Here is a 13,382-nt window from a genome sequence, read left to right on the forward strand (position 1 = left end):
CCTATGACCCGCTTTCGTGCTTTCTTTCTGGGCTTGGTACTGCTATTCACAGCCTTCGTGCTGGTAGAGTACTTCCGCCCCACGCCTACCAACTGGCGGCAAACCTTCATCAACCGCGATAAAATTCCCTACGGTACCTACGTGCTATTCGAGGCGCTACCTCAGATGTTTCCGGGCCAGTCCATCAGCACTGTTCGCCAGCCCATTGCCAATCAGCTGCTGCCCACTCTCGATTCTGACATAGCTCTTGACTCCGTGCTGAGCCCGAGGAAGATGCCCCCTATCGTAAGCCAACCAGCTTCTTATGTCTTCATTGATCAAAACTTCTACTGCTTCCGCCTCGACCGCGACGCTCTACTTAACTATGTAGCAGCCGGAAATACCGCGTTCATTGCCGCTGAGAACTTCGATGATTTACTTTCTGACACATTGCGCTTTGATACCAAGCCCCGCATAAATCTCGACAGCCTGCTCTCGCGGAGGCTCCGCCGCAACCGCAGCAATTTGGGCCCCAATAGTCGCACCTCTACCCTGGAGCTGCTGACACCTCCGGCGGGGGTTGCGCGGCACTACCAATTTCCTACGGATGATGTGCAGTGGTATTTTGAAGCCTACCCCGGCTGCAAGGCAACCGTACTGGCAACTGATGCCCAACAGCGGCCCATGCTGCTCCGCATACCACATGGCAAAGGCTTCTTTTTATTGAGTTCTACGCCAGCAGCTTTTGCCAATTACACCTTGCTTCGGCCCGGAGCAGCTAACTACGCCTTTGCGGCCATGTCGTTGCTGCCCGCTAATCGGGCGGTTTTGTGGGATGAATATCAGAAGCAAGGCCCCTTAGGAGAACAGTCGCTGTTGCGCGTGCTGAAGCAGAATACCGCATTGCGGTGGGCGCTGTATACTGGCCTAGCAGGCCTAGCCTTGTTTACGTTCTTCGAAGCTCGACGTCGGCAGCGCATCATTCCCGTGCTGAAGCCCTTGCCCAATACCACACTGCTTTTCACTCGAACAGTAGCAGCACTTTACCGGCAAGGTGCTAACCATGCGCTCATTGCCGAAAAAAAGATCGGGTTGTTTCGTGAGCAGCTACGCCACCGCCTGCAGGAACCAGCGCTTGATCTGAATGATGGCCCTACGCGGGAACGGTTGGCACAGAAAGCCGGCGTTCCCCGCACTCAAGTAGATGAGTTGATTAAGTTGATTCATCGAATTGAAACAGCCCCTCAAGTAACGGCAGCTGATTTATTGCGTCTTAGCACCGCCTTGAGCACCTTCCGGAAAGCAGCTTTTTAAATTGCACTGATATAATAAATTGAATTAAACATGAATTGCACTTTATAAATAACCCGTATTCAACCAAATGAAATGAGGTTTCAACATTTAATATATAAATCTCTATTTAGATAAATCCGCTCCGTTCATTTCTCCTTTCTCATTGCCTTCGATCTGACCAACATATGGAAAATTCGTCTTTTTCTTCAGACTTAGATGCCAGCTTACCCCAAGGCGTACCCCCGCACGAGCCGGCAGCCGATGCCCCGACCGACACATCTTCCTTAGCCAGTGCTAGTGCTTCCCAGCCTTTACCCTTAGAGCCGCTGAAACCTCGCACCGACTTCAGTCAACTCTCCGCGCACACGGCGGCTATTCGTCGGGAACTAGCTAAGGTTATTGTAGGCCAGCAGGATCTGGCTGAGCTGCTGCTGACGGCCCTTCTTGCCGATGGCCACGTGCTACTCGAAGGTGTACCAGGGGTTGCTAAAACCCTCACTGCTAAGCTGCTCTCTCGCACCCTTGATGTGCCCTTCAGCCGCCTGCAGTTTACCCCGGATTTGATGCCTTCCGACGTGCTAGGCACCTCCGTGTTTCGTCCGCAGCGGGGGGAGTTTGAGTTTCGGCCTGGTCCCATCTTCGCCAGCATCGTATTGATTGACGAAATCAACCGCGCCCCTGCCAAAACACAGTCGGCGCTATTTGAGGTGATGGAGGAGCGGCACGTAACCCAGGATGGCACCACCTACCCCATGCCGGAGCCGTTTTTGGTGCTAGCTACTCAAAACCCAGTAGAGCAGGAAGGCACTTACCGCCTGCCCGAAGCGCAGCTCGACCGCTTCCTGTTTAAGCTTCATGTGGGCTACCCCACTATGGAGGAGGAGGTACGCATTCTGCTAGGCCACCACAGCGGCTTTGGAGGTGTTACGGCTGATGTGGTGCAGCCCGTACTCACGGCCGCGCAACTGGCGGATATGCGCCAACTGGTGCGTCAGCAGCACGTAGAGCCTAAATTGCTAGAGTACATTGCCCGCCTCGTAGGCCAGACCCGCTCTCACAAAGGCTTGTACTTGGGTGCTTCGCCTCGTGCCTCCATTGCCTTGCTCAACGGCGCCAAAGCCCTGGCCGCCCTCCGGGGCCGCGACTTCGTGACGCCCGAAGACATCCAGTATCTGGCGCCGGCCGTGTTGCGCCACCGCATCCAACTCACGCCTGAACGCGAAATGGAAGGCGGCACCCCCGACGATATCGTCAAGCAGATTATTCAGCAGATTGAGGTGCCCCGGTAAATGGACTACTCGACCTCCTGGCTTCTGGAACAGCTCGCGCAGGGCCAACGCATTAAATACTTGTTCTTCTGGGATAACCAGCCCAGCAAGACGGGAGAAGTAACTAAGTCGTGTTTCAGCCAATGGTGGCTGGCTGATTTTGTAGTGGCCGGCATTACCTACCGCTCAACGGAGCATTGGATGATGGCCGAGAAAGCACGCTTGTTTCATGATACCCAGCTGCTGCCCAAAATTCTAGCCGCTGCCAGCCCAGCGGAAGCTAAGAAGCTAGGCCGGCAAATTGCCGGCTTTATACCACAGGTGTGGGATGAGCACAAATACGACATCGTAAAAACCGGCAATCTGCACAAGTTCAGTCAGCATCCTAGCCTAGGGGCTTTCCTTTCGGCTACCCACGACCGAGTCTTGGTAGAAGCTAGTCCTGTTAATAATATCTGGGGCATAGGCCTAGCGGCCGACTCTACCCATGCTGAGCACCCAGAGCGCTGGCAGGGCGAAAACCTGCTGGGCTTTGCCCTGATGGAAGTGCGAGACCAACTACGTCCTTGATGAGCTTTTTCCTGACGCCCCGTTTTTTCGTAGTGCTAGGCCTGTTGGTGGTAGGATTTGTAGTAGCCTTTCTGGTTCCAGGGCTGCTAGTGCCACTGCAAGTATTGCTGGCGGCTTTGTTGCTACTCTCCTTCATTGACATTGCACTGCTTTACGCTCCTGGCCAGAGCCAAGGGCGCTTGCCGGTGTTTGGGCGCCGGGTACTGGGCGACAAGCTGGCTAACGGCTCCGATAACGAGGTGGCGCTCTACATCGAGAATCACTACCGCTTCCCTGTCAGCAGTGAAACGATTGATGAGATTCCGCATCAGTTTCAGCGGCGCGACGTGCTGTTTAAGGCGGAAATCGAGAGCGGCCAGACCCACATCATTCAGTATCAGTTGCGGCCTACCAAACGTGGGGAGTATCACTTTGGGGCGCTAAACGTGCTGGTAACGTCGCCCATAGGCCTAGTGCGCCGACGGTTCCGGTTTGCGCAAGACCAGATGGTGCCTGTGTATCCCTCGTTTCTGCAGATGCGTCAGTTTGAGCTGCTGGCTATTCATAATCGCCTCACTGATGTGGGCGTGAAGCGCATCCGGCGCGTAGGCCACAGCATGGAGTTTGAGCAGATTCGGCCGTACGTGCCCGGCGACGATTCGCGCAGTCTCAACTGGAAAGCCACGGCCCGCCGCGCCACCACCCCAGAAGCCGCCGACGCACTCGTGGTTAATCACTACCAGGATGAACGCGCCCAGCAAGTGTACTGTCTGATTGACAAAGGCCGGGTGATGCGCATGCCTTTCGATGGTCTAAGCCTGCTAGATTATGCCATCAACGCCACCCTGGTAGTGAGCAATATTGCCCTGCTCAAGCACGATAAGGCTGGCCTACTAACCTTCGCTGAAAAGCCGGAGCGCCTCATACCCGCTGACCGCCGCAGCGGCCACCTCGGCAAAGTGCTGGAAGTGCTCTATAAGCAACGTACCAAGTACCTCGAAACCGACTTTCAGGCCCTTTACACGCAGGTCCGGACGCATATCCGGCAGCGCAGCCTCTTACTTCTGTTCACCAATTTCGAGACGCTGAGCGCTATGCAGCGCCAGCTACCTTACCTGCGGCGGCTGGCCAAGTCGCACTTGCTGCTAGTAGTGTTCTTCGAAAACACAGAGCTACGGCAGTATTTAGAGACGCCCGCCGCTACCACCGAAGATGTATACAATCAGACTATAGCAGAAAAATTTGTGCAGGAGAAGCGGCAGATTGTGCTGGAGCTTAACCGCTACGGTATCTACTCCCTGCTTACCCCGCCCCAACAGCTCACCGCCAACACCATCAACAAGTACCTGGAATTTAAAGCCCGCGGGCTTATATAGTTTTCAGTTGATGTAGTGAGGCGCATCACTTGTACGAACTAGCTTAAAAGCAAGAAGCGCACAGGCTTTTGCCTTGCGCGCTTCTTGCTTTTAAGCTCGTTACGGCCTTAGACCTGCTAACTGTTTTGTATTAGTCTGGAAAGCCCACTAGTTGCAGATTATCAACTAGCAGGTGCGTTTTGCCGGGGTGCCATAGCTTTACCACCACTCTATCATAATTGCCGCGGCGAGGAGTATGCACATCAAGCGGCAACGTAGTGGTTTGGCCCGGCTCTAATGCACGCTCTAACCGTATAAAACTCTCCTTGACCACTGCATCAGCTTTATAAAACCGAACCGTGAGCAACGTCATTGACCACATATCCCATTGAGGTTCATTGGCGTGAGCCTGCACAGTAGCACGCAACCAAGTATAATCGCCAGGTTTCATAGGTACGCTATAGTCAGGCGTGTTCTGATGCTCAAAGTCAAGCAGAAAAGAACAACGCCCTGCCAGTGGCGGTCCGCTACAAGCAGTTCCTTCTTGCCTCTCAAAATCTTCGCTTATCAGCACTTTAGCATTATCGGTAGGCCCAGTATACCAGCCATTACTATCAAGTAGTAGACGGGCTTCTTTGGGCACATCATAGCGGCCAATTATGCGAAGCCAGTAGGCACGGTTCATGTCGCCGGCAGCTAATAAGCCCCCCCGATGGGCCTGATGGGTGAGCCATAGATTGTAGTACACACCCACTATAAAAAATACTGCATAAGCCATCAGCCAACGTGGCCGCGCTAATATCCAGCTTAGAGCAGCCGCTAACGGCCAGGCCAGCACGGCATAGCTCTGCACCATAGCACGCTGGCCCAGCGAACCTCCGTACCACCAAATATCCCAAGCAAATGTGACGTAGATAAACACTGCTACAAAAGATAAAATGGCCCAAAAACCGAAAGGCTCACGCCGTCGCAAGGCTCCGAAGCCTAGCAAGGCCGTGATAAGCAAGGGAGAATACAACAACCAGCCGCTACGAAAGCTAAAAATGCCATCCCAAAGGTGAGGTCTCAACCAACTGAACCCTTGATCTTGGTAGCTATAGACAATCCAGTCGCCACTTACATAATGCCAGTATAAAGGCTGAATGCTAATAAAGGCCGCTCCAGCTATAGCAGCTCCTAACAAGTGGCCTAGATGACCTTGCCAGAAAATCAGCCGCTCACGTACGGAGGCCCACTTGGGCCGCAACCCCCAAAAGACGGGAATTAGTGCCGCCAGTATCTCCGTTGGCCTAGTAAGCGTCATCAGCCCAATAACCGCTCCAATGGCAACAGCCTTACCCACTGTGGGATGCCGGTAAAATGCCGGTGTAAGTAGCATCAGAACTGCATACCACAAAAAAAGCCAGTTATGGGTCATGGCACCGTTTATGGCGGAGTAATCTAGGTAGTTGGTACCCAACACTAGTATCAGCAATGTGAGCACCGTAGGCCACTCTCCGAAACGTGGTAGCAGTGCCCGCCGCACTAACCAGAGCGCTAGTAGGGCAACCAGTGTATTGGCAATCTGTAAAACCAGTTGATAGGGTGTCGAGAAGCCATCAGCGGGATACCCAAGTGGGCTGGCCAGCACATGGGCAACTAGAAAGAAGGGTAGTTCTTGCAAAGCCAACCCCGAGGAATACTTCATTACATAATGGCCACTTTCAGGATGCAGAAAGGCTTGATCGAAGCCCGGCGCTGGCTGATACTTAGTGACTACATAATCGCGGAACTTCAACTCCTTCAAGTCGTGGTACACAAAAATAGCGGGGAGGTACATGTAGTACCCGGAGGCATCCCAGCTAATAATCGCTTCGGTTTGCGTGTTTTTCCATTTTGGATAGTACCAGAACGATACCATTACAATAAATACCGAGCAGAACAGCCAGGCCAGACGAGAGGGCGACTTCATGCAGTAAGTGAGCAGCAGAAAATAACTAGAGAAAGAAAATAGGCGTAATCGGGCGCAAAATGAGAAAAAAAGCCGCGGGTTCCTGTACCGGCCCGATGCTTGTGTACTTTCGGGTCGCCACCCTCCTTGCGTTATGCCTCGTTTCCTGCCTCTGCGTTCGTTATTGCTATTGCTGCTTTTTTGCACTACCGCCTTACAAGCTCAGCCCACCGACACCCGTGGCCTTATGCCCGTGCCCTCGCAAGTCGCGTGGGGCCAGGGGCGTTATTTAGTAAAGCCAGGATTTACTTGGCAAGTCACTACGTTAGCCCCAGCAGCCACCCCGTCTGTTGCCGCCGACTCCGCCATCACGGAAGCAGTAAACCGCTTCTTGCTACCAGCCTTGTCCGCGGCTCCTCCCTCGGCTGATGCTTTGCGCAAAGCCCGGCTCACTTCTCAAGTGCCAGCGGCAAACCTAATGATTCAGTACGGCCAGGCTAGCCCACGGGTATCCTTAGGCGATAATGAGTCTTACAGCTTACGCGTGACTCCCATGGGTGTAGCCCTGAATGCCCCTACGCATATAGGCGTGCTGCGCGGGCTTGCGACCCTGCGGCAACTCGTTGCACATGAGAAAAAATCGTTTTGGTTTCCGGAAGTAGACATCACCGACTCACCACGTTTTCCTTGGCGTGGCCTGCTGCTTGATGCGGCTCGCCATTTCATGCCCCTCCCCGTTATTAAGCGCAACTTAGATGGTATGTGGGCCACGAAGCTCAACGTGCTACACTGGCATTTGTCGGATGATCAGGGGTTTCGGGTCGAAAGTCGGGCGTTGCCGCGCCTGCACACCATGGGCAGCGAAGGGCAATTTTACACGCAGGCTCAGGTGCGGGAAGTACTGGCCTACGCCGCCAGGCGGGGCATTCGGGTAATTCCGGAGTTTGATATGCCGGGCCACACCACGGCTTGGCTGCCCGGCTACCCCGAGCTGGCTTCCAACGACTCTACCTACGGCGTATCTCCGCGCTGGGGCGTGCTCAACATTGCCATCGACCCCACCAAAGAAACGACTTACCAGCTGATGGATCAGTTGCTTGCCGAAATGACGGCCCTGTTCCCGGACCCGTACTTTCATATCGGGGGAGATGAGAACGATGGCCGGCAGTGGAAGCGCAACCCACGCATTGCCCAGTACATGCGCGACAATAAAATGGTGACGGACAAGGGCCAGGTTGACAAACACGCTTTGCAGACTTACTTCAACCGCCGCATTGCGCAGATGCTCACCAAATACAACAAAAAGATGGTGGGCTGGGATGAGATTCTTGGTCCAGGCCTGCCAACGGATGCGGTTATACAAAGCTGGCGCGGACGCAAGGGGCTTTATGAAGCGGCTAAGGAAGGCCACCCCACCCTACTTTCTAATGGCTACTATATTGACCTCAATTTTAGTGCGGCTACCCATTACGCCGTAGACCCGCTGCCTCAAGATGCGCCGCTCTCCGCTGAGCAGAAGAAGCTCGTGCTGGGTGGAGAGGCCACCATGTGGGCAGAGTTTGTGGATTCAGTAATTGTTGACTCGCGGATTTGGCCCCGGGCGGCGGCGGTAGCCGAGCGTCTGTGGAGCAGCAGCACCGTTACGTCGGTACCAGATATGTACCGCCGCTTGGCCATTGTAAGCCAAGAACTGGACGCCCTAGGCCTACAGCATAAGAAGGCTCCAGAGAAGCTTCTTGCTCAGCTGGCCCAGGGCCAAGCGGTGGCGCCATTGCGCACACTAGCCAGCGTGCTAGAACCAGTGAAGGAATACAAGCGGCATTTTCAGGGCTTCAAGTACACCACTCAAACTCCTCTGAACCGGCTCGTAGATGCGGCATTACCTGAATCGGATGCAGCGCGGGAATTTGGCGTAGCCGTAGATGCGCTGCTGGCGCGCCGCTCTACCCTTACCGCCCCGCTTACCACCGCTGCCGATACTCGCACGGCCTTGGCTACGTTACGTGCCACTCTGCTTCGTTGGCAGGCCAATGATGCCCTGGTGCAGCCCGTACTCAATGCCAACCCTACGCTAACGGAATACGCTCCGCTGTCAAGCCAGCTCAAAGGCCTGGCTACGTTGTCGCTGGAGCGGTTAGCACAACTAGAGAAAAAGCAGGCCCCTACCGCGGCTTGGCAGGCGGCGGCTCTAAAGCAGTTGGATGCAGCTAAAGCGCCGGCCGGCCAAGCGGAGTTGGCCATCGTCCCGGCCGTGCGCCGGCTCGTAGAAGCTAAGTAACCCGACCAACGCTCTCCCACCTATGAAACGCTCCCGCTTAGCCGCCCTACTCCTGCTGGCAGCCTGCCAACGGCCCCAGCCTGAGGCCGCCGACCCCACTCGCTCCGGGGAAAGCACTGCCCCTACTACTGTTAGTGCCACAGCCGCTCCTATCCTAGCCCGGGTGTCCCCTATCTTAGAAGGGGTTTGGGTAAAATCAGATTACCTGACGGAAGTTGCCCGCACGAAATCACCGCTGAAAGCAGCTCGTAAGCTAACGGACATTGTGGCTCTTTCGGTGCAGCCGCGCCGCGCCAGTGGCGACAGCCTGCTGGTAGATGCTAACTACAATAATCATGAGGCGGCTACTTTCCAGGTAGTTCTGCGGCCCGGTTTGCAGTCGGCATCCCTGCCCACTACTTGGTCAGATTACGCCCAGCCCACCAACTTCTTTGAACTGGCCTACCGGGCGAGTGCCACCGATACAGTGCTGTTACTTAATAAGTACAACCAACAGAAACGCCTACTGCAGTCGGTACAGTATTCCCGTATTCGGGGGGTAGCGCAGTCAACCTCCGCGCCCTCTGATGGTCTGCAGTACTTCGTCAACAAACAGTTGCTGGCGGGCACGTACACTGCCCTCGACGCAAAGGGCAATAAAAAACAGGTTACGTTTTCTCCCACGGGCCAAGTAGAAGGCCTCGATAATTTCCGGCAGTACTACGTAGCCACCGACTTTGTAGTGACCGTAGAAAATAACCTTGACAATCTTATTTTCGACATCGGCACTAAGCGTCAGCAGGATTACGTGTTTACCATCAGCCAAGACACTGTGCGGCTTTACAACGCCCGCGTAGCCGAGCCCGATTTGCTACGCGGCCCTTTGCAATACACGCTGGTTCGGGGGCGCTAGGCCACCTTCAGGCCGTGCAACGGGTAGTTTTCTAGAAAAGGACCGCTACTTGCATGCGCCCCGTGTGTACGGCTGCAAGGCCATTGGCCTTGCGACCATCGTAGGCCACCGTAATGTTGAGACCATTGCTGAGGCGCTGCTCCAGGTTCAGATTCCAGGTGAAGTTACTGCCGGGGCGCAGGGCATTTAGAATCTCCAGCCCAACCAATGAAGCCTGCTCCCCCTCAAACCCCACCCGCACGTAGCGCGTGGTAGCCGACAGGGTGCGCTTACCAACCTGGCTGACGCGGGTTTCTACTCCCATTTCATCAAAGGTGCCGCGCGTGTCTAGCTCTGGGCCGGCGGTGTTTTGCTTGGTGGTGCGCAGATAAGTACCCGTAAAGCGGAGGGCCTGCGTGGGTTGATAGCTGAGTTCAGGAGCAATTTCGTACTGGAGTAGCCGGAAATTACGGTCTACTAAATAGTTAGAAGCGTTCTGCCGAATAGTCCGGCTGGTAGTAAGGCGTCCGGTCAGCGACTGGGCCAGCGTACGGCGTAGCAATAGGCTCTGGCTCGCCAGATTGCGGATATCGGAGCCTTGGGTCAAGAGCACCTTCTGTTGGGCCTGCTGCACGGTAAACTCGGCCCCAAAAATTGGGTTAGACCGGTTGAAGTACAATGTATTGCGAAGCAACTTATTCAGGCTTAGCAGCAAACTATCCTCAGTCTGGAAGGCGAAGGGATTCAGGCGGGAGCCCAGGTTCTTTTCCGTCGTTTTGCGGTCGAGGGTGACGGTAGTAATAGCCGAGAACCGCCCGATGATGCTGCGTAGGCCAGGTTGCTCTCGCCAGCCGCGCGGCGCATTAGTAGTGAGCCGGTAGCTGAAACGGTTAGTAAAGGCCAGAATGTACTCATCGGTGGGCAGGTACACTTTTATGTGAGTGCGGTATTGCGCATCCAACGTTTGGGCCTCAAAGAACTCAGCTTTGTCCTGCTGCCCATTTTTGGGGTTCGTATCGCCGGCGTAGTAGTGGGTGCCCTGGCCGTTGGGCACGGCAATAAAGGCGTAGTCGCGCTTTAGCTCACGGCCCGTAGCCACTGCGTAGCTGAGCTCTGAGCGAAGCAGGTTATTGAAGAAGCTGGCATTCCAGTCGAGTTTGCTGAGCACGGTGCGTTGCCGGGCACTGTCTAAGGAGGCCAGGTCGCGGTAGGTTGCCAGCAGGGAGAACTCCTGGGAGCTGCCTAAGCGCGTGGCCATGGTGCCCTGCCAGGTTTGGGCCCGGCCCCGCTCACGTAGCGCCTTCTGGTCGGGGTTGGGGGCCTGGTCGCGGCGGTAGCTATAGTCGAGGCGGAAGCGGGTGCGGGCGGAGTCGCGGCTTTGCACGAACAGCGCATGCTCATCGAAGTAATTAGCCGAAGTCAGGGAGTCGCCGTTAGGTAGAGCTACTCGGTTTTTATCGAAGCGGTAAGCATAGCCAGGTACTACTGGGCCACCCACGTAGCGAGCCGTAGCTTCGCCGCGGGCCCAGCTAGAGTGGCGCCGGCCTGCTTCTGAGTTTAGCACAAACAAGCTGCCGCGCAGTTGCACGTTGCCGGTCTGATGAGCCACGTCCAGCCAGTGCTGTAGGCCACTCACCTCTCCTGCCCGGTAACGGCGGCTCAGGCGGTAACCAATAGCATTATCGGCATCTTTCACCACCCCCAGGCTAAAGTTCAGAATGTTTTCCTCCTTAGGCGTAGGAGCCGTACCGTTGATGGTGGTGGTAGTGGAGGTAGAAGCGCTCCAGTTGCGGTCAAACTCAATATCTCGGTATCGATCAATAGGTGAAAACCGATGGCTGGTGTACTCATAATCCAGGGAGCTGCGCAATTTATAGCCCGCTAGGCCAGGCAGCTGCACTGGCCGGTCCTGGATGGTATACCCCACGCGCATTGCTTGGCCCTTTGCCGATTCAGGCGAGAAACGGTTCAAGTCCAGATCCGAGGAAGCCAGGTCCACAAACACCGTGCTCGTGGAGTCGAGGCGGTAGCTGGCTCCCAGCGTGGCCAATTGTTTCTGAATAGGCGTGGGCAGCACCCGCACCGGCGCATAGTTGCCCTTGCCCTCCCCCACGTACTCATACACCCGCCCGTTAGCATTCGGGTACTTGGTACTGAGGTTGTAACTCCCCTGTCCGGTTGCCACATTCGTGAACCGCACGTTGTACACCTTACGGGTAGAGTCAGGCGGGTCGGAGTACGCATACACGGGCACGCCATTCACCTCATTGAGGTTGTATTGCACTTGCCGCCGGTCGTAATCTTGCGGTTCTGCCCCCGGCGCTACGGCCCGGCTCACATTGTCACCGATGTTGCGCAGCAGGCTCTTATCAGTCTCCGACAACACTAGGTTTGGTGAGTTATCCGGGTTATCAGACTCCCGATAAAAATTGGCGTGCACCTGCAGGCGGCCTACTTGCTGGTAGTGGCTTACATGAAGCAGTGAGCGGGCATAGTTGAAGTCGGAATACTCGAAATCAATCTTGATGCGTGAATTGCGGGTTATCAGGTGCCGAGGCGAGAAAGTTACCTCTGCCTGGTTGTAGTCGATGACATAATCGAAATCGAAGCCCCGTACCATTAAGCGCCCATCCAGGTACACCCGTTCGGAGTTAGCCAGCACAATGATAAACTGCTCTCCATTTGGGCCACGCAACCGATATGGCCCCTGCACGTTTTCCAGAGGAGCCACGTCAATACTGGCAAACTTGCCCTTTGCTACACCTGCCGCCGCAGTAGTAGTGGCAAACACTGGCCTACGCGGCCCTCCACCTGCTCCTACTACCCCAGTGCCGGGAGTAACTGTGGTAACTGTTTGCGTATTGTCTGGAGGGAGTGGTACGGTTGCTCCAGCAGCCGGCGGGTTCACGGGCACCGTGGGCGGGGACGTTACGAAGGTGCCGGTGCTGGTACCGGAGGCATTGGGGTATTGAAAAAGTTGGGGGTTGCTGACACCGGGGCCTACCGCGCCGCCTCCAAAACCACCCAGTGGCAGTTGGCCAAAATTCACCTCTACGGCTGCGCCCTGAATGTTCTTATAGAACCGCAGGAAGTAGTCAGGCTTGTTGCGCAGCACCACATCGCCGGCCGTTAAATTCCAGCGAGGATGGGTAAGCGTGATAAAAATGCGGTCAAACTCTTGCAGTTGCTGGGTATTGCCCTCTGGCTGGAACGGCACATTTTGGTCCGAAATAGCCGCTGTAAGGGTAATCTGATCGGTGAGGCGCCCCTCTAGCTGTAGGTTTAGTGAGGAGTTAACGAACACGTTCTGGGTGTTACCGAAGGAAATACCCCTCGACAGATTTCCCGTTTTGTTGATGCCAGGTGTACTCAGAATCTGTTCCTTCACGGTGAAATCTTCCAGCCCAAATGGCCGCCGCAGAAACTCCAGGCTATCCATTAGCCGCCGGGGCCGCAGGTACCGAGCCGCCGATAGTTGTACTGGTAGCACCCGGTAGCACACCAGCACGGAGTCTAGGCCACCTGGCAATACCAGGTCGGGCTGCCCCGGCTCAGGAGAGGGAAACCGCGTAGTGGGCCGGATGTAACGGTAGCGCCCACTCCGGCTATCGTAGGCCACTGACCGCCCATCAATTGCTACTGAGGCAGGCACAATAGTCAGCGTATCCTGCAGACTAAATTCAGTGGTATCGCGGTTCGGCAACAAGCGCACCCACGTACACCGCCGCGTATTAGCAGGAGATACCTGTTGGGCACTAGTAGACGCCACGCTCACCCCCATCAACAGAATGAGCAACAGCCAAAAGCGCAGGAAAAGGTGCGGAAAGCTGCTACTCATTCAGTAAAAATACGTGGCCTG

8 protein-coding genes are annotated in these 13,382 nt (G+C 55.4%); 6 read left to right on the forward strand and 2 right to left on the reverse strand.

Going from position 1 to position 13,382, the window contains the following annotated elements:
- The first annotated feature begins 3 nt into the window (after positions 1-3).
- From EU557_RS18045 to EU557_RS18060, 4 genes are all read left to right on the forward strand, one after another.
- On the forward strand, positions 4-1,293 hold the full coding sequence (locus EU557_RS18045) for a DUF4350 domain-containing protein (RefSeq protein WP_135531870.1): 1,290 nt from the start codon (positions 4-6) through the stop codon (positions 1,291-1,293).
- A 164-nt stretch (positions 1,294-1,457) separates the two neighbouring features.
- Entirely contained in the window at positions 1,458-2,561 is a 1,104-nt protein-coding gene (locus EU557_RS18050) for an AAA family ATPase (RefSeq protein ID WP_245326315.1), read from the forward strand.
- Positions 2,562-3,110, forward strand: a complete 549-nt coding sequence (locus tag EU557_RS18055; protein WP_135531871.1) for a riboflavin biosynthesis intermediates N-glycosidase — start codon at positions 2,562-2,564, stop codon at positions 3,108-3,110. It abuts the gene before it with no gap.
- A complete protein-coding gene (locus tag EU557_RS18060) occupies positions 3,110-4,465 on the forward strand; it encodes a DUF58 domain-containing protein (RefSeq protein WP_135531872.1) in 1,356 nt (451 codons plus the stop codon). The genes EU557_RS18055 and EU557_RS18060 overlap by 1 nt, the downstream gene beginning before the upstream one ends.
- Positions 4,466-4,595: 130 nt before the next feature.
- On the opposite strand, the gene EU557_RS18065 is transcribed toward EU557_RS18060, so the two are convergent.
- Positions 4,596-6,581 carry a hypothetical protein gene (locus EU557_RS18065; RefSeq protein WP_135531873.1) on the reverse strand — a complete coding sequence of 662 codons (1,986 nt, stop codon included), beginning with the start codon at positions 6,579-6,581 and terminating at the stop codon, positions 4,596-4,598.
- On the opposite strand from EU557_RS18065, the gene EU557_RS18070 reads away from it, so the two are divergent.
- Together EU557_RS18070 and EU557_RS18075 are read left to right on the forward strand one after the other, a co-directional pair.
- Positions 6,529-8,652, forward strand: coding sequence for a beta-N-acetylhexosaminidase (locus tag EU557_RS18070; protein WP_135531874.1), 2,124 nt, complete (start codon positions 6,529-6,531; stop codon positions 8,650-8,652). The genes EU557_RS18065 and EU557_RS18070 overlap by 53 nt on opposite strands.
- A 22-nt stretch (positions 8,653-8,674) precedes the next feature.
- Positions 8,675-9,544, forward strand: coding sequence for a hypothetical protein (locus tag EU557_RS18075; RefSeq protein WP_135531875.1), 870 nt, complete (start codon positions 8,675-8,677; stop codon positions 9,542-9,544).
- Positions 9,545-9,575: 31 nt separating this feature from the next.
- Here the strand turns inward: EU557_RS18075 and EU557_RS18080 are convergent, their stop codons facing one another.
- Positions 9,576-13,361, reverse strand: a complete 3,786-nt coding sequence (locus EU557_RS18080) for a hypothetical protein (protein WP_135531876.1) — start codon at positions 13,359-13,361, stop codon at positions 9,576-9,578.
- Between the last annotated feature and the right edge of the window lie 21 nt (positions 13,362-13,382).

Origin of the sequence: Hymenobacter wooponensis, assembly GCF_004745865.1 — a bacterium.
Taxonomy (GTDB): Bacteria; Bacteroidota; Bacteroidia; order Cytophagales; family Hymenobacteraceae; genus Hymenobacter; species Hymenobacter wooponensis.